This window comes from Actinoplanes teichomyceticus ATCC 31121 (genome assembly GCF_003711105.1).
GTDB lineage: Bacteria > Actinomycetota > Actinomycetes > Mycobacteriales > Micromonosporaceae > Actinoplanes > Actinoplanes teichomyceticus.
Genome location: NZ_CP023865.1, coordinates 3,113,698 through 3,131,243 on the forward strand (window position 1 = coordinate 3,113,698; position 17,546 = coordinate 3,131,243).

Below are 17,546 nucleotides of genomic sequence, written 5' to 3' on the forward strand. Positions count from 1 at the left end.
CTTCGGTCTAGAAACCCAGGCTACGAAAGATTTACGGTGTACCGGCGGTCAGAGGCGATTGTTTAACGTGAGGGGGCTGTTGATGGCGGGTTCGGTGGGTCTGGCACGGGTGCTGGAGCCGGCCGGGGTGCTGCCCCAGGCGGCCTGGCGCCTGGACGCCTCCCCTGAGATCGGCCCGGACGAGGTGCGCATCCGCGTGCAGCGGCTCAACCTCGACGCGGCCAGCTATCGGCAGCTCGCGCAGAAGCACGGCGGCGACGGCGCGAAGATCCGGGCCGAGGTGCTGGCGATCGTGGCCGAGCGCGGCAAGATGCACAATCCGGTGACCGGCTCCGGCGGCATGCTGATCGGCGTGGTCGAGCAGGTCGGCCCGGACTCGCCGCTGCCGGTCGAACCGGGCGACCGGGTGGCCACCCTGGTGTCGTTGACGCTGACCCCGCTGCGGATCACCGACGGGCTCGCCGGCTGGGACGGGCTCAGTGAGCAGGCGCCGGCGGACGGCACCGCGATCCTGTTCGGCCGCTCGATCGTCGGGGTGCTGCCCGACGACCTGCCGCCGGAGCTGGCCCTGGCCGTCTACGACGTGTGCGGCGCCCCGGCGCTGGTCGACCGGGTGGTCCGGCAGTACCGGCAGCCCACCGTGCTGGTGCTCGGCGGCGCCGGCAAGAGCGGCTCGCTGAGCCTGGCCGCGGCCCGGCGCGCCGGCGCGCGTACCAAAGCCGTCGTCGTCTCCGAAGCCGAGCGCGACGCGCTGCGCGGCGCCGGCCTGGCCGACGAGATCGCGGTCGCCGACGCCCGGGACCCGGTCGCGGTCGCCGAGCGGGTCGGCGAGCCCGCGGACATCACCGTCGTCTGCGTGGACGTGCCCGGCTGCGAACACGGGGCGATCCTGGCCACCGCGGCCGGCGGCACGGTGATCTTCTTCTCCATGGCGACCAGCTTCCCGGCGGCCGCGCTCGGCGCGGAGGGCCTGGCCGCGGACGTGACCATGCTGGTCGGCAACGGGTACGTGCCGGGACACGCCGAATTCGCCGTCGACCTGCTGCGCACGGTGCCCGCGGTCCGATCACTGTTCGAGGCGCGGGTCGCGGGAGACTGAGCGCATGACTGTTCCCCCCACCGAAGCCCTGGTCCGCTACACCAACGGCCGCTTCTACTCCGCCGCCGAGCCGCGCGCCACCGCGATGCTGGTCCGCGGCGACACCATCGCGTGGCTGGGCGACACCGCCGACGCGCCCGCCGCCGACCGCACCGTCGACCTGGACGGCGCCCTGGTCACCCCGGCGTTCGTGGACGCGCACCTGCACGCCACCGACACCGGCCTGGCCGTCGACGGCCTCGACCTGTCCGGGGCGCGCTCGGCGCGGGAGCTGCTGGACGCGGTGGCCGCGTTCGCCCGCACCCGCCCGGCCGGCGCGGTGGTGCACGGGCACGGCTGGGACGAGTCGACCTGGGCCGAGCAGACCCCGCCCGGCGCGGCCGAGCTGGACCGGGCCGCCGGCGGCCGCAAGGTGTACCTGACGCAGGCGTCGGTGCACTCGGCGCTGGCCTCCTCGGCGCTGCTGCCGGCGGCCGAGGGCGTGGCCGGCTACGACGCCTCCGGCTGGGTGCGCGAGCAGGCGCACCACGCGGTGCGCGCGGTCGCGCTCGGCTCGCTCACCGGCGAGCAGCGGACCGCGGCGCAGCGCACCGCGCTGAGCCGGGCCGCGTCGATGGGCATCGCCGCGGTGCACGAGTGCGGCGGGCCGGGCACCTCCAGCGAGGCCGACTTCCAGTCGGTGCTGCGGCTGTCCGGACAGGGCCTGCCGCAGGTGTTCGGCTTCTGGGGCGAGCTGGGCGGCGCCGAGCGGGCGCGGCAGCTGGGCGCGCACGGCGCGGCCGGCGACCTGTACGCCGACGGCGCGCTGGGCTCGCGGACCGCGTCGCTGCGCTCGGCGTACCACGACGGCGACCACGGCTGCGGCGAGGCGTTCCTGACCGCCGAGCAGGCCGCCGAGCACATCCTCGACTGCGTGCGGGCCGGCTTCCAGAGCGGCTTCCACGCGATCGGCGACGCCGCGATCGAGACGGTGCTGGAGGGCTACGCGCTCGCCGCGCAGCAGGTCGGCGTGGACCGGCTGCGCGAGGGCCGCCACCGCATCGAGCACGTCGAGCTGATCGACAAGGCGATGATCGCCCGGATGGTGGAGTTCGGCGTGATCGCCTCGGTGCAGCCGGTGTTCGACGCGCTGTGGGGCGGCCCGGACCGGATGTACGCGCAGCGGCTGGGCGTCGACCGGGCGCTGGCCAGCAACCCGATCGGGGCGATGCACGCGACCGGGGTGGCGCTGGCGTTCGGCTCGGACTCGCCGGTGACCGCGCTGGACCCGTGGGCGATGGTGGTGGCCGCGGCCGCCCCGTGCAACCCGGCGTACCGGATGAAGGTGCGCGCCGCGTTCGCCGCGGCCAGCCGCGGCGGGTGGCGGGCCGCCGGCGTGGACCGGGTGGGGGTGCTCGCGCCCGGCGCGTCGGCCACGTTCGCGGCCTGGGAGACGCCCGGCGGGGTGGTCGAGGGACTGCCGGCGCTGCTGCCGGACGTCGACGGGGTGACGCCGGCGCGGCCGGTCTGCCGCCGCACGGTGCTGCACGGCGAAACGATTTTCGAGAGTTAGGAGAGACCCCTAGGTGGCCGGGAAGCTGGATCTGGACCCGCGGATCGTCGCGCGGGCGCGGGCGCTCGCCGCGAAAGCGGGGCAGCCCGTCGTCGACCTCGCGCGGTCGCACACCACCGTGTCGGTGGAGCGGGCGGTGCTGCGCCTGGCCGGCGTGCACGGCGCCGACTCGGACGGCATCCCCTGGGTGAACCGTCTGGTCGACGCCGTGCGCGCGGACGTCGGACTCGGGCACGGGGTGGCGGTTCCGGTGTTCCACGCGGCCGCCACGACCGGCGAGGCGGACCTGACCGTGCTGGCGCAGAAGGCGGCGGCCGGGGCGGTGCGGTTCGAGGTGCCGCAGAGGCGGGCCGAGCTCGCCGCGGCCCGGCGGCGGGCCCGCACGGCCGCCACCGCCGGCCTGCGGACCGTCGACCGGCGCCGGGCCGAACGGGATCGGCTGATCAAGAGGTACGGCGACCCGCCGCGGCGCCCGTGGATCTACCTGATCGTCGCGACCGGCGACATCCACGAGGACATCCCGCAGGCGCAGGCGGCGGCCCGGGCCGGCGCCGACGTCATCGCGGTGATCCGCTCGACCGGGCAGTCGCTGCTGGACTACGTGCCCGAGGGCGCCACCCGGGAGGGGTTCGCCGGCACCTACGCCACGCAGGAGAACTTCCGGCTGATGCGGGCCGCGCTCGACGAGACGTCGAGGGAGGTGGGCCGCTACATCCGGCTGACCAACTACGCGTCCGGGCTGTGCATGCCGGAGATCGCCGTGCTGGCCGGGCTGGAACGGCTGGACATGATGCTCAACGACTCGATGTACGGCATCCTGTTCCGCGACATCAACCCCATCCGTACCTTCGTCGACCAGCGCTTCTCCCGCCAGGTGCACGCCCGCGCCGGGATCATCATCAACACCGGCGAGGACAACTACCTGACCACCGCGGACGCGGTCGAGGCGGCGCACACGGTGACGGTGTCGCAGCTGCTCAACGAGTTCTTCGCGCACGAGGCCGGGCTGCAGGACTGGCAGCTGGGCCTCGGGCACGCCTTCGAGATCAACCCGGACCTGCCGGATTCGTTCCGGCTGGAGCTGGCGCACGCGCTGCTGGCCCGTGAGCTGTTCCCGGACGCCCCGCTGAAGTGGATGCCGCCGACCAAGCACATGACCGGGGACGTGTTCCGCGGCAACCTGCTCGACGGTTTCTTCAACCTGGTCGGCGCGCTGACCGGGCAGGGCATCCTGCTGGTCGGCATGATGACCGAGGCGGTGGTGACGCCGTGGCTGTCCGACCGCGACATCGCGCTGCAGAACGTCCGGTACGTGCTGGGCGCCGCCGGCAACCTGCACGAGGACTTCGTCCCGGCCGCCGGCGGCTTCATCCAGCAGCGCGCCGCGCAGGTCCTCGGCGAGGCCGTCGAGCTGCTGGAGCGCATCGTCGACGACACCCTGATGGAGGCCATCGCCGACGGCACCTTCGGGCTGATGAAGCGCCCGGCCACCCGGGGCAAGGGCCTGGACGGCGTGGCGAAACAGGAGCCCGACTACTACAACCCGGTGACGGAGGCCCTGGCATGAGCATCGTGCGGCCCTACGGCGACACCACCGGCGACGGGATGGTGCAGCTGTCCTTCACGCTGCCGATCCCGCACGACAAGCGCGCCGAGGGCGCGGCGATCCAGCTGGCCGCCAAGATGGGCATGGACCCGGCGCTGCTGGTGCACGCCAAGCAGATGGGCGACGGATTCACCTTCTTCGTCGTCTACGGCAAGGTCGCCCACCTGGTCGACACCGACAAGGTGCAGGTCGTCGAGCGTGACTTCCCGCTGCTGAGCGCCAAGGAGATCAACGCGGTGATCAAGCGCCGGCTGCGGCGCCGGCTCAACGTGGTGGGCGCCTGCATCGGCACCGACGCGCACACCGTCGGCATCGACGCGATCCTCAACCTCAAGGGCATCGCCGGTGAGAAGGGCCTGGAGTACTACTCCGAGCTGTCGGTGACCAACATGGGCGCGCAGGTGTCGGTGCCGGACCTGGTGGAGACCGCCCGGGCGCAGCGGGCCGACGCGGTGCTGGTCTCCCAGGTGGTCACCCAGCGCGACGCGCACCTGCACAACACCCGGGCCATGTCGGCGGCGTTCCGGGAGGCGCTGCCGGCCGGCAAGCGGCCGCTGCTGATCGTCGGCGGGCCGCGATTCGACGAGCTGATGACCGAGGAGCTCGGCGTGGACCGGATCTTCGGCCGCGGCACCACACCCCGCGAGGTCGCCTCGTACCTCGTCCACGCGCTGATCGGGAGCCCCGCATGATCACTGTCAGGCATCGCCGTTACGTGCCGTACTCGCACGCCCACTACGCCGGGAACCTGGTCGACGGGGCGTACTCGCTCGGCCTGTTCGGCGACGTCGCCACCGAGGTGTGCATCCGGCTGGACGGCGACGAGGGGCTGTTCGCGTCGTACGACGACGTGCAGTTCAGGGCGCCGGTGCAGGCCGGGGACGTGCTGGAGGTGACCGCCACGGTGGTGCACATGGGCACCCGCAGCCGCCGGATCGAGTTCACCTGCGCGGTGGTGTGCCGGGGGACCGGCGGCTCGTCGGCGCGGGTGCTGGACGAGCCGATCGTGGCGGTCACCGCGGTCGGCACCGTGGTCGTGCCCGCCAAGGCGTGAGCCGGGACACGCGACTCGTGTCACGTCCCGCGCGGGCGGTCTGTGTCGACGTCGGGTCGACGTACACCAAAGCCGCCCTGATCGACCTGGCCGGAGCGCGGCTGATCCGCCGTGCCGAGGTGCCCACCACGTCCGCGACGGACGTCCTGGCCGGTCTGGAGGCGGCGGTGGCCGCGGCCGGCGGCGACGGCGCGCCGCGCTACGTCTGCTCGTCCGCCGGTGGTGGCCTGCGCCTGGCCGTGGTCGGCTACGAGAGCCTGGTGACCGCGGAGGCCGGGCACCGCGTCGGCCTGTCAGCCGGCGCCCAGGTAGTGCACGTCGCGGCCGGGCCGCTGACCGGCGCGGCGGTCGCCGCGCTGCGCGCCGCGCGCCCGGACGTGCTGCTGCTGGTCGGCGGCACCGACGGCGGCGACGGCGAGGTGCTGCTGCACAACGCGCGGCGGCTGGCGGCGAACCGGTTGCGGATCCCGGTGGTCGTGGCCGGCAACGCGGACGTCCGCGAGGAGGCCGCCGGCCTGCTGCGGGAGCGTGCCGTGCCGGTGACCGCGACCGGCAACGTGCTGCCGCGCATCGGGGTGCTCGACCCGGGGCCGGCGCGCGCCGCGATCCGGGAGGTGTTCCTGCGGCACGTGATCGGCGGCAAACGCCTGTCCCGGGGGCCTCGGTTCGCGTCGCTGGTGCGTGCCGCCACCCCGGACGCGGTCCTGGCCGGGGTGGAACTGCTCGCCGACCGGGTCGCCGCCGGGGTGCTCGTGGTGGACGTGGGCGGGGCCACCACCGACGTGTACTCGGCGCTCCTGCCGGACGCGGAGGCGCAGACCGGGCCGCGCCGCGACGTGGCCGGCACGCTGTGGCGGCTGCGTACCGTCGAGGGCGATCTCGGGGTGGCCGCCGGGGCCGCCGGCACCCGGGCGGCCGCGGCGGCGGAGCGGCTGGACGAGCCGGGGGAGGAGCGGGCGCTGGCCGCGGCCGCGGCGACGGTCGCCCTGCGGCGGCACGCCCGGGGCCACCCGGCCGGGCCGGGACTGCCCCGCACCGGCGGCCGGGACCTGCGCGACGTACGCCTGGTCGTGGGATCCGGCGGGGTGCTGCGGCACGGTGGCGGCGATCACGTGCTGGGCGCGCTGCTGGCCGACACCGCCGGCGGCTGGGCGCTGCCGGACCGGGCGCGCACCGTGATCGACCGCGAGTACGTGCTGGCCGCCGCCGGCCTGCTGGCCGCCGATCATCCGAGCGCCGCTGCCGGACTGGTGGACACGCTGTCCGCCTGACGAACGACGCCGATGGGGGCGTTCTCGGACACGCCGAGGAACGCGACACGCCGGAACGGGTGCCACCCGGTTGACAGACCGCCCCCGTCCGGACGTACCGTCTTCAGGTCCTGTTTCACGGCGAAGCGACTGTGATCCGCTTCGTTCCTCCACCCGCTGGCCCCGCAGTCCTCGCCGGGATCGCGCGTCCAGCCAGGTCCAGGGGGTGGGGGTGCGCGGGCGGCGCGGACCGGGTCGCGACACCGGGAGCCACGACGAGCCGAGCCTGGTCAGTAGACAACGGCACGGCGCGGGCAGCCAGCCCGCGGTGGGTCGGTCCGAAGGTCAGCGGGAGGTTCACCGGGCACACCGGCCGGGAACGGACAGGAGCACCCGAGGGGCGCGGCAGCCAGACGCCGCGCCCCTCCGTAAGTCCGCCCAGGTTTCTCCCATCCGTTCGCTACCGGATTGCGGCCGGCCGCTTCTCCGGAATGCCGCGCGGCGGCGGGTAGCCTGCCTGGCGTGGAAATGACGATGCCGCCGCCGGATCTCGCGCGGCCCGCGCCCGGCAGCCGCCCCCCGGCCGGCCCGGCGCCGCTGCGGCTGCCGGTGGCCGTCGCGCTGGCGGTGGCCGCGGGACTCGCGCTGCTGCTGGCCCTGCCGCCGTACGACCTGTGGTGGCTCGCCCCGGCCGGGGTCGCGCTGCTCGCGGCCGCCGTGCACCGGCGCCGGCTGCGCGCCGGCCTGGGGCTCGGCTTCGTGGCCGGTCTGGTGCTGTTCTACCCGCTGCTGGAGTGGACCCGGATCGCCGCCGGCTGGCTGCCCTGGGCGCTGCTGGCGACCGCGCAGGCGGCGGTGCTCGGGCTGGCCGGGCTGGCCGGGGCCTGGCTGTCGCCGCTGCACGAGCGCTGGCGGGCGCTGTGGCCGCTGACCGCCGGGCTGGTCTGGGTGGCCGACGAGGCGCTGCGCGACCGGGCGCCGTTCGGCGGGTTCCCGTGGGGGCGGCTCGCCTTCAGCCAGGGCGACGCGCCGTCGCTGCGGCTGGCCGCGTGGGGTGGCGCCCCGCTGGTGACGTTCGCGGTGGCGGCCGCCGGTGGGGCGCTGGTGGCGCTGGCCTGGCGGCGCTGGGTGCGCGCGGCCGCGCTGCCGGCGGCCGGGTTCGCGGCGGTGGCCGTGGCGCTGATCGCCGGCCCGGCCGCGGTGCCGCTGTCCGCGCCGGCCGGCCCGGCCCGCACGGTTGCGATCGTGCAGGGCAACGTGCCGCGGCTGGGACTGGACTTCAACGCCCAGCGGCGCGCCGTGCTCGACAACCACGTGACCGCGACGCGCCGGCTGGCCGCGGACGTGGCCGCCGGCCGGCAGCCGCAGCCGGACCTGGTGGTCTGGCCGGAGAACTCCAGCGACATCGACCCGCTGCGCAACGCCGACGCGGCGCAGGCGATCTCCGGCGCGGCGCGGGCGATCGGGGCGCCGATCCTGGTCGGCACGGTGCTGCGTACCGACACCCCGGGCGACATCAAGAACGCCGGACTGCTCTGGCTGCCGGTGACCGGGCCGGACCTGGCCCAGACGTATGTCAAGCAGCACCCGGTGCCGTTCGCCGAGTACATGCCGCTGCGCTCGGTCGCCCGTCTGGTCACCGACAAGGTCGACCTGGTGAAGAACATGCTGGCCGGCGACCACGCCGGGGTGATCGACGCGGGCGCGCTGACGCTCGGTGACGTGATCTGCTTCGAGGTGGCCTACGACGGTCTGGTGCGCGACACCGTCGCCCAGGGCGCGCAGATTCTCGCGGTGCAGACCAACAACGCCACGTTCGACGTGGCCGAGGCCCGCCAGCAGCTGGCCATGGTGCGGTTGCGGGCGGTCGAGCACGGCCTGGACTCGCTGATGGTGTCGACCGTCGGTGTTTCGGCATTCGTCGATACAGCTGGTGGCGTGCACGGCGCGACGGCCTTCAACACCGCGGAGGTGGTGGTGCATAAGATGGCCACTGGGGCTACGCGTACGCTGGCGACTCGTTCGGGCGTCTGGCCCGAGCTGATCGCGGTCGCGCTGACCGCTATCGTGCTGGCCGTCGCCCTGCCTTTGCGTCGGCGGCGCGGGATCACGGGCACTGACGTAGAGAGCGCGGAGGAACGGTGAGCGAGGCGGAAGGCTACCCGGGAGTGGGACGGGTCCTCGTGATCATTCCCACCTACAACGAGGCGGACAACGTACGCCTGATCACCGGGCGGGTGCGCCAGGCGGTGCCCGAGGTCGACATCCTGGTGGCCGACGACAACTCGCCGGACGGCACCGGCGACATCGCCGATGAGCTCGCGCTCGCCGACGACCACATCTTCGTGCTGCACCGGCAGGGCAAGGAGGGCCTGGGCGCGGCGTACAAGGCCGGGTTCGCCTGGGCCAAGGACAAGGGGTACGACGCCGTCGTCGAGATGGACGCGGACGGCTCGCACGCCCCCGAGGAGCTGCCCAAGCTGCTCGGCGCGCTCGGCTCGGCGGACGCGGTGCTCGGCACCCGGTACATCTCCGGCGGCAGCGTGCACAACTGGCCGATGCACCGGCTGCTGCTGTCGCGCGGCGGCAACATCTACATCCGGATGGCGCTGGGCATGCCGTTCAAGGACGCCACCGGCGGCTACCGGGCGTACCGGATGACCGTGCTGGACGCCATCGACGTGCCCACGGTCGCCTCGACCGGCTACTCGTTCCAGGTGGAGCTGGCCTGGCGGGCGTACCGGGGCGGGTTCCGGGTCGTCGAGGTGCCGATCACGTTCACCGAGCGCGAGCACGGCGTCAGCAAGATGAGCGGCAACATCTTCAAGGAACAGCTGCTACGGGTCACCGTGTGGGGCGCCCAGGCCCGCAAGGAGAGCCTGCTGAACCTGCTCGGCCGCAAGCCGAGGCGGGACCAGACCTGGCCGTGACGGCGCACTCAGGCAGGTCGCAGGTTCCGGTGTCATGCTGGAGTGGCACGCATGACACCGGAGGATCCAATGCGCCGTAGCCGGATGGCCTACCTACCCTTCGTCTTCCCGCTGCTGGCCGTCGCCGAGATCTCGGCCTTCGTGGCGGTGGCCCACCTGATCGGGACCGGCTGGGCGTTCCTGGCGCTCGCCGCCGTCACCCTGACCGGCTTCTCCCTGCTGCGGCGCGAGGGCATCCGTGGCTGGCGGTCCTTCCAGCAGGCCGCCGCCTCCGGCCGGCCGCCCGGCCCCGAGGTGACGAACTCGCTCGTCGGCCTCGGCGGGGCGCTGCTGCTGGCGCTGCCCGGTTTCGTCACCGGCCTGGCCGGGGTCCTCCTGCTGTTGCCGCCCGGGCGCATCCTGGCCCGCCGGGGTGTGGAGGGGTTCGCCACGCGCCGTCTCGGCGGCGGCGTCACCGGTGACCTGTTCGGGCCGCGCCGGGTGCGGGTGCGCGTCGACGACCCGACCGTGGTCGACTCGTCGGTCGTCGGCGGTGACCCGACGGCGTCCCGGCAGCCGGCCGCGGCGATCGAGGGCGAGATCGTCCGGTAGCGGTGGCGGTGGCCGCCCGGCCAGGTCGGTCGTGGCGCGCGAGGCGTTGGTCGTGGCGCGCGAGGCGTCGGTCGTGGTCCGCGAGGCGTCGGTCTCGTGGTCCGCGAGGCGTTGGTCGTGGCCCACGGGGCGCCGTGCCGGGCACGGCACACGAAACGGGCCGCCCCGGCAGGGACGGCCCGTTCTCGGTGGTATCTGCTGCGGTCAGCGGCCCCGGCGGGTCCGCACCTCCTGCAGCCGCTCGTTGAGGATGTCCTCCAGCTCGGCGATCGAACGCCGCTCCAGCAGCATGTCCCAGTGGGTGCGCGGCGGCTTCGCCTTCTTCTGCTCCGGCTCGCTGCCGTCGACCAGGCGGGCGACGCTGCCGTCGAACTTGCACTCCCAGGTGGTCGGCACCTCGGCGTCGACGGCGAACGGAACCTCGAACTGGTGACCCTTGACGCAGAGGTACTCACGGGTCTGTCGGGGCGCCAGCTCGGTGTTACGGTCGGACTCGTAGCTGACTGCGCCTAGACGGCTGCCGCGCAGCATGCGTTCGCCCATGATCGGCTTCCCCTCGCTCGTGGTGCTGCTCTCGTTGGTCTAACGAAAGGGGCGGCCGCCGGATTCCTGCGCCCGCCGAATGTTCTATCGGTCTCTTACCCGCCCGGTAAAGGCGATGTAACGCTATGAGCGTAACCGGCCAGCGACCATACCCCGCAAATTGAACGTTCGTGAAGACGACCTTGGCCTGGTTCGGCGGGGTTTGACCCGTCTGCGGGTGGTGCGATGTCGGTCACTCCAGCGTTCACCGAGCATCAACCGTGCCCGCGGCCTCGCCCTCGCTCACCGCGGGTGACCGGACGGTGTCACACAGGATGATGCCCCGGTGCCCTCGCGGGCGCCCGCCTGCGCCGATGCCCGTGCCGGAATCGCCGGCGCGGGCACCGGTCAGCCCTCGACCGGGGTGGCCTGTGCCGGCGCGGGCGGACGGCCGCCGCCCAGCGTGGCCAGAGCCGACGCGAGGTCGCTGACCTGTCCGGTGAGCTGCGCGACCCGCTGATGCGCGGCGTCCGCGTCGGCTCGCGCCGCCGCCAGGCGGCGCTCCAGGTCGGCCCGCTCCTCGGCGGCCCGTTCCAGATCCTTTCGGGCACGGTCCAGGTCCCCCGCCACATGCCGCAACCCGTCCCGCTCGGACAGCGCCGCGGCCAGCTCCTCGCGCACGGCGGTCACCTCGGCGGCGGCCCGCTCGGCGCGCGCCGCGGCGTCGGCGGTCGCCCGCTCGGCGGCCTCCGTACGGCGGTTCGCCCGCTCGGCCGCCTCGCGCAGGTGGTCGGCGTCGCGGCGGGCGGCGGCCAGCGACTCCTCCGCGCGGGCGGCCGCCTCCTGCGCCGTACGCCGGAAGTCGTTGTGGTCGCGCAGCGCCGCGGCCAGATCGCGTTCCGCCGCGTCCCGCTGCCCCCGGGTGTCCTGCAATTCCTGCCGCGCGGCGGACAGCTCCGTGCCGGCCGCGTCGCGTTCCGCCTCGGCACGCTCGCGCAGCGCGGCCGCGGCCGTCGCGGCCCGCACCGCCTCGTCGCGCGCCTCCAGCGCCTCCCGCTCGCGCCGACCGGCCTCCTCCGCGGCCCGCTCCGCCTCCGTGGCCCGCTGCCGGGCCTCGTCCCGCTCGGCGGTCGCGGCCGCCGCGATCTGCTGGGCCGCCGCGGTCGCCGTCGCCGCCTGCTCCGCGTCGCGGCGGGCGTCGTCCCGCTCGGCGTGCGCGGCGGCCACCGCCCGTGACGTCTCCGCGCGCACCTCGGCGACCTGGCGTTCCACCCCGGCCGGCGACATCTCCGAGTGCAGCGCCTCGGTGAGCGTGCCGACCATCTGGTCCAGGCGGTCCACCACCTCCCAGGTGCGGGCCACCGAGCCGGCCAGGCCGGGGGAGGAGCGGTGCCGCATCCGCACGTTGCGGGAGGCGCGCTGGCACTCCCCGTCGTTGTCCCGGCAGTACCGGAACGGCCGGCCGGCGGAGGCGCGCTGCGGCACGGGGCGCCCGCAGTGCGCGCACGGTCGGGTCTCGCTCGCCTCGGCGGCGGTCTGGTCCTGCGTCGTCATAGCGGCTCCCACCCTAGGCGCAACGACGATCTTCCGGATGTCACCACACCGATGCGTGCTCTCCGGGCCGTCCCGGGGGTCCGCCCGTGCCGAGCCGTGGCGCGCGCGATCGACGTCGCGTCGATGCGGGCCGCCGGGCCGTTCCGGGGGTCCGGCCCCGGCCGGGGCCGCGCCCGTGATGCGTGCCCTCGGGCGGGCGCCGGCCGTCCGCTTCGCGTCTTCCGCGCGCGGGCCGCCGTCTCGCCAGCGGATCCGGTGTTGTCGCGGGCGTGGTGGCCATCCTCGCGGGCGTGGTGCGGCGTCTTCGCGGGCGTGGTGCGGCGTCTTCGCGGGCGTGGTGTGGCGTCTTCGCGGGCGTGGTGTGGCGTGCTCGCGGGCGTGGTGCGGCGGGCGTGGTGCCGCTCACCCCGTCCAGATCCGGCTCAGCCCGGAGCGTTTCTGCAGGTGGGCAAGGCTCCAGCTGAGGTCCAGGGTGGCCGGGTCCCGGCCGGCGACGCCGAGGAACAGCCAGGCGTGGAAGACCGGGACGATCAAGCTCCACTCCAGGTCCGACAGCGGGCGCACCTCGTCGTAGCCGCGGATCACCTCGTCCTGGTAGCCGCGCCAGGCCAGCGCGAAGTCGGCGACCTGGAAGTTGTGGTGGGCGATCTCGAAGTCCAGCACGCCGGTCAGCCGGTCGCCGTCGAACAGCAGGTTCCACGGGGCGAAGTCGCCGTGGACCACGCTGCGCGGGGCGTCGCCGGTGGGGAGGGCGGCGAACCGGGCGGCCGCCGCCTCGCGGCAGGCGCGCAGGCGGGCGCCGTCGGCCGGATGGATCCTCTCGTACGCCCGGAGCGTGCGCTCCAGCGCCGGATCCGCCAGCACCTCGACCGGCGAGCGGAACCCGCCGCGCTGCGCGGTGATGCCGGTGGCGGCCAGCTCGGCGTGCAACCGCGCGAGCAGCCGGCCGCGGGTGCGCTGCTGGGCCGGGCTGTCCGGGCCGGACGAGCGCAGCGGGCGGCCGGGCAGTCGCCGGTACAGCAGCCACACGCCGCCCGGCGTGACCAGCGGCTCGTCGGTCGGTTCCGGGACCGGCCAGCCTCGTGCGTGCAGCGCCGCCGCGACCCGCAGCGGGTACGGCCAGTCCGGGCTGTCGGCGGGATCGAGGCGCTTGAGGATGTGCCCGGCGCCGTCGCGGGTCACCGCCCAGGTGCGGCCGGCCCGGGCGGCCGGCAGCGCCTGCGGGGTCAGCCGCCACCGGGCGCACACCTCGGGGTCCGGCACCGCATCGGCCATCCCGGCATCGTATCGACCGGGCGCCCGCGCTTGTCCCCCCGGACGCGGTGCGCGCCACGGCCGCCGCGGCGCATCGGCGACCGTTCCGCGTCCCGCAGCGGCGTCAGGAGATCTCGGTGATCTTTCCGACGTGGAACGACCCGTCGGTCAGATGAACGGCGTACGCGCAAAGCGTCCCGCCGTCGGTGTCGATCGCGGCGGCGGCCGGCCACGTCCCCCCGGCCCGGGTCTGCAGCCAGGCCCCCAGCCCCGAGCGCACCGTGACCAGCTCCAGGGTCGATGCCGGCCACCCCGCCGCGGCGACCCCGGTGACCTGGCCCTTCGTCGCGTCCACCGGGACCGGCGTGGACGACTGCCACACCTTGCCGGCGCTCCGCACCCGGTGGAACACGCTCCCGCCGTGGGTGACGGTGAAGACGTTCAGCGTGCCGTCGGGCAGCGCCGCGGCGGAGACGTCGGCCAGCTCGCCGTTCGCGTCGATCTTCTCCGCGCCGGCGTCCCACACCCCGGCGGTGGTGCCGCTGCGATGCCAGACGCCGCTGCCCGGGATCAGGCCGAAGACATGCACGGTGTTCGCGACCGGGCTGGCCGCCGCGGCGACGGTGGCGATGCTCGCGTTGTCGTCGATCTTCACGGCATGGTCGTCCCAGTCGCCGGCGGCGGTGCGCTTGCGGTACCAGACGCCGCTGCCCGGGATCAGCGCGAACAGGTGCAGCCGTCCGGCGGAGTCGCCGGTGAGCGCCACATCCGAGACGGATCCGTTGGTGTCCAGCTGGGTGGCCGAGCCGGTCCACCCGCCGTCCGCGCCGCGGGTCCGGGCCCACAGCCCACTCCCGGGGACCAGGGTCACCACGTGCATCCGGCCGTCCGGCGTGGCGGTGGCCGCCACGTCGCGGATGGCCGCGTTGCCGTCGATCTGCGTGGCGGCGCCGGACCAGTCCCCGGCGGCGGGACGGGTGCGGTCCCAGACCTTGCCGCGCAGGCTCTGGTCGTCCGCGCTGTAGGCGGGGTTCATCACCCGGGCCTTGTAGAACGCCGCGCCGGTCCGGGTACGTCTCATGTCCGGACCGAAGAAGTCGACCGTGTCCGTGCACCAGTTCCGGAAGTTCTCCGTGTTGGTGAGGTAGCAGGCGCCCTGCGGGCTCTTCTGCACGTCGATCATCGTCTCGACGACCTGGCCCGACGGCTGGGTGCCGACGGCTTTGACGAACGGCCGGTCCCAGGCGGCGCCGGCGGCCTGGAACCGCCGGGTGGCCTTGTCGTACCGGTACGTGCGCGCATTCGTGGTGACCCAGAGCTTGCCCGGGTCCTGCGCGTCCGCCGACACGTCGTGCGCCCACTGGCTGTCCAGCACCTGCCGCCGGGACACGTCCTCGCGCAGGCCCGGCGCGGCCGGTGAGCCGGTCACCTCGAGGGCGGTGAGCACACCGGTCCAGACGGTCTGGCCGGCGCTGTTGGTGACCTGCGTGTCACCGGCTACCCAGAGCCGGCCGATCTGCGGATCCCACAGTGCCGCGTGCGCGCCGGGCAGCGCGAACGAGCCGTACGTGGTGGCGCCGGGGCCCTGCGAGGCGGCGTACACCCGCACGTGGCCGGCATTGCTGGCGGCCACCGCGACGTTGCCGTCCGGCAGCAGCTCCGCGGAGTGCCGGTTGTCGGCGGCGGCGGTGGCGTCCCGGTTCGCCCAGACCCGGACGCCGGACGGGTACGACACCACGGTGACCAGCCCGCCCCCGTCCACCACCACGACCCGCCGGCCGCCCGCGGTGTCGCGCAGCCGGAAGTCGTTGCCGCCGACGAAGCCCTGCGCCTCGGCCGCGGTGAAGCCGAGTCCGGTGGTGGGCGCCCACTGCCACTTCACCGCGCCCGGGTCGTTCCAGTCGGTCACGGCCGGGTCCAGTGCCAGGATCCGGTGGGAACGGTGGTCGCCGGCCAGGATCAGATGGTCGCCGGTCGCCGCCACCGCCGGGCCGGCCGGTGCGGCCAGGGTGGCGCAGGCGACGCCGACCAGCGCGGTGTACGTCGTGGTCCTTCTCATGTGCGCTCCTCGCTGGTGTGCGCTTGGGTGCGGAGGTCGGTCGGGCCGTACCGGGCGTGTTGCGCCCCGGTGGCCCGCGCCCAGCAGGCGTCGCCGTACGACCAGTGCCGGCTCGTCCCCGGATGACGGATCAACCCACCGGCGGTGAGCGCCCGGGTGAGCGTCCGGCCGGTCCAGCGGGCCGCGGTGACCCCGGGCGCCCGCAGCCGGACGGTGACGGCGGCGCCGGTGCGGTGGCAGGGGTGCCCGCCGGGTGTCGTGTCATGTCCGGTGACCAGCACGAGCCGGCATCCCGGGGGAAGGGCCATCTGGGCGATCACCAACCGGTCGGCCACCCCGTCGCGCAGGCGCAGACCGGGCGTGGCGGTGGTCAGCGCCGCGACGGCGGCCACGTCGACCAGTGGCTCCCCGCACTCCGCGACCGGTGCGGCCGCCGTCGCGCGGCACGGGTCGCCGGCGTGCATGGCATGACCACCTTTCGCGGCGGGGAACGGTCCCCGTGCCATGAGATGGCACGGGGACCGGGGGTGTGAGCTCGGTCCGGGGCGATCGTCGGGCCGAGGTGGTCACGGGCTGGGTCAGGCGACGTTGACCAGGCCGCCGACGTAGAGGGTGCCGTCGGCGAGACCCGCGGTGTAGGTGTCGAAGATCTTGCCGTTGGCGTCGATCTTGGTGGCCGAGGCGTCCCAGGCACCGGCGGCGCTGCGGCCCCGGTTCCACAGGCCGCTGCCGGCGAGCACCGCGGTCACCTCGACGGTGCCGTTCGGCAGCCCGGCGGCCGAGACGCCGTCGATGCTGCCGTTCTCGTCGATCTTGGTGGCCGAGGCGTCCCAGACACCGCTGGCGCTGCGGCCGCGGTTCCAGATGCCACTCTCCGAGACCACGCCGAAGAACTCCATGGTGCCGTTCGGCAGAGCGGCCGCCGCGATCGAGATGATCTCGTCGTTGTCGTCGATCTTCACCGCCGACGCCGCCCAGGTGCCGCTCGCCGACCGGGTGCGGTTCCAGACACCGGCGTTCGGCACCAGGGTCTGCACCTGCAACGAGCCGTCCTTGAGACCGGCCGAGGAGACCTTCACGATGTCACCGTTGTCGTCGATCTTGACGGCCGAGCCGGCCCAGACGCCGGCCGCGGACCGGGTACGGTTCCAGACGCCGCTGCCCGGGACCACGGCCTGCACGTTGATCGTGCCGTCCGGCAGCCCGGTGGCGGCGATCGCCGAGATCTTGCCGTTGGTGTCGATCTTCGTGGCGCCGCCCCAGGCCCCGGACGCGCTGCGGCTGCGGTACCAGATGCCGCTGTTCGGGATCACGTTGAAGACGTGCAGCGAGCCGTCGGAGAGGGTGGCCGAGGCGGTGGCGCTGATCGCCTCGTTGCTGTCCGCCAGGGTCGCGCTGGACGCCCACGCGCCGCCGCTGGTCCGGGTACGCATGTAGAGCGGCCCGTGCGCGTCCGGCGTGCCCGTGCTGGCGTCCTCGACGATCTTGTCGTACCGGTACGGCACGAACCCGTTACGGGTGTAGTAGGAGGCGGCGACGGTCTTGTGCTCGGCGAACCGGCCCCACGTCGGCTCCTGGTAGATCTTCATCCGGGTGTGCGCCGAGTCGGTCCACTTGTCGAACATCACGATGTGGCCGTCGCCCAGCAGCGCGTCGCCGGTCTTGAGCTGGCTGTACGAGCCGAGCTTCGTCCAGCCGCTCCAGTCCCGGAACGTCGCCGTGGTCCGCGAGGTCGTCAGGTGCCACATCATCGACACCATGCCGGAGCAGTCCTGCCGGTACGTGTGGCCGTCGCCGTCGCCGTAGTAGTCGCTCTGCGAGTACGGCACGCCCAGGTTGACCCAGCGCTGACCACGCTGGATGGCCTCGGCCCGGGTGATCGTGCCGCCCTGGTCGCTGGCGAGCGCGGCCGGTGCCAGACCGACGGTGAGAACGGAGGTGCTGACGGCGGTGAGTGCGAACGTGCGGAGCAGGGAACGGCGGGTCATGGGGCGAAACGCGGCGGACATCCAGATTCCTTAGGTCGGTGCTTCCGGGTGACGGGAAGCAATCTCGACCGGCCCGCTGCAGATTCG

15 protein-coding genes are annotated in these 17,546 nt (G+C 74.3%); 9 read left to right on the forward strand and 6 right to left on the reverse strand.

What is annotated here, in order from left to right; genetic code table 11:
* The first annotated feature begins 82 nt into the window (after positions 1-82).
* The 9 genes from kdd to ACTEI_RS13985 all read left to right on the forward strand — a co-directional run bounded on the left by kdd (position 83) and on the right by ACTEI_RS13985 (position 10,082).
* Positions 83-1,099 (forward strand): L-erythro-3,5-diaminohexanoate dehydrogenase, encoded by a 1,017-nt coding sequence (gene kdd, locus ACTEI_RS13945; protein WP_122978052.1) that lies wholly within the window; start codon positions 83-85, stop codon positions 1,097-1,099.
* Between the two features lie 4 nt (positions 1,100-1,103).
* Positions 1,104-2,651, forward strand: coding sequence for an amidohydrolase (locus ACTEI_RS13950; RefSeq protein WP_122978053.1), 1,548 nt, complete (start codon positions 1,104-1,106; stop codon positions 2,649-2,651).
* Between the two features lie 13 nt (positions 2,652-2,664).
* The gene (kamD, locus tag ACTEI_RS13955) at positions 2,665-4,218 is read left to right on the forward strand and encodes a lysine 5,6-aminomutase subunit alpha (RefSeq protein WP_122978054.1); all 1,554 of its coding nucleotides are present in this window, start codon (positions 2,665-2,667) and stop codon (positions 4,216-4,218) included.
* A complete protein-coding gene (kamE, locus tag ACTEI_RS13960) occupies positions 4,215-4,949 on the forward strand; it encodes a lysine 5,6-aminomutase subunit beta (RefSeq protein ID WP_122978055.1) in 735 nt (244 codons plus the stop codon). The genes kamD and kamE overlap by 4 nt, the downstream gene beginning before the upstream one ends.
* Complete coding sequence (gene kal / locus ACTEI_RS13965; RefSeq protein ID WP_122978056.1) at positions 4,946-5,311, forward strand: 3-aminobutyryl-CoA ammonia lyase; 366 nt, start codon at positions 4,946-4,948, stop codon at positions 5,309-5,311. The genes kamE and kal overlap by 4 nt, the downstream gene beginning before the upstream one ends.
* A 17-nt stretch (positions 5,312-5,328) precedes the next feature.
* Positions 5,329-6,582, forward strand: a complete 1,254-nt coding sequence (locus ACTEI_RS13970) for a glutamate mutase L (protein WP_122982134.1) — start codon at positions 5,329-5,331, stop codon at positions 6,580-6,582.
* Positions 6,583-7,089: 507 nt separating this feature from the next.
* Entirely contained in the window at positions 7,090-8,706 is a 1,617-nt protein-coding gene (lnt, locus tag ACTEI_RS13975) for an apolipoprotein N-acyltransferase (RefSeq protein WP_164466280.1), read from the forward strand.
* A complete protein-coding gene (locus ACTEI_RS13980; RefSeq protein WP_122978057.1) occupies positions 8,703-9,491 on the forward strand; it encodes a polyprenol monophosphomannose synthase in 789 nt (262 codons plus the stop codon). The genes lnt and ACTEI_RS13980 overlap by 4 nt, the downstream gene beginning before the upstream one ends.
* A gap of 69 nt (positions 9,492-9,560) precedes the next feature.
* The gene (locus tag ACTEI_RS13985; RefSeq protein ID WP_122978058.1) at positions 9,561-10,082 is read left to right on the forward strand and encodes an FxsA family protein; all 522 of its coding nucleotides are present in this window, start codon (positions 9,561-9,563) and stop codon (positions 10,080-10,082) included.
* Positions 10,083-10,286: 204 nt separating this feature from the next.
* Here the strand turns inward: ACTEI_RS13985 and ACTEI_RS13990 are convergent, their stop codons facing one another.
* The 6 genes from ACTEI_RS13990 to ACTEI_RS14015 form a co-directional block, all read right to left on the reverse strand.
* On the reverse strand, positions 10,287-10,625 hold the full coding sequence (locus ACTEI_RS13990) for an RNA polymerase-binding protein RbpA (RefSeq protein ID WP_014689763.1): 339 nt from the start codon (positions 10,623-10,625) through the stop codon (positions 10,287-10,289).
* A gap of 387 nt (positions 10,626-11,012) precedes the next feature.
* A complete protein-coding gene (locus ACTEI_RS13995) occupies positions 11,013-12,158 on the reverse strand; it encodes a coiled-coil domain-containing protein (protein WP_122978059.1) in 1,146 nt (381 codons plus the stop codon).
* 402 nt (positions 12,159-12,560) lie between these two features.
* Positions 12,561-13,433, reverse strand: coding sequence for a phosphotransferase enzyme family protein (locus ACTEI_RS14000; protein ID WP_122978060.1), 873 nt, complete (start codon positions 13,431-13,433; stop codon positions 12,561-12,563).
* Positions 13,434-13,536: 103 nt separating this feature from the next.
* Positions 13,537-15,471 (reverse strand): DUF6528 family protein, encoded by a 1,935-nt coding sequence (locus ACTEI_RS36950; protein ID WP_164465941.1) that lies wholly within the window; start codon positions 15,469-15,471, stop codon positions 13,537-13,539.
* Positions 15,468-15,935, reverse strand: a complete 468-nt coding sequence (locus ACTEI_RS14010) for a M15 family metallopeptidase domain-containing protein (RefSeq protein ID WP_122978061.1) — start codon at positions 15,933-15,935, stop codon at positions 15,468-15,470. The genes ACTEI_RS36950 and ACTEI_RS14010 overlap by 4 nt, the downstream gene beginning before the upstream one ends.
* Before the next feature lie 114 nt (positions 15,936-16,049).
* Positions 16,050-17,480, reverse strand: a complete 1,431-nt coding sequence (locus ACTEI_RS14015; RefSeq protein WP_145831090.1) for a hypothetical protein — start codon at positions 17,478-17,480, stop codon at positions 16,050-16,052.
* Positions 17,481-17,546 lie beyond the last annotated feature (66 nt).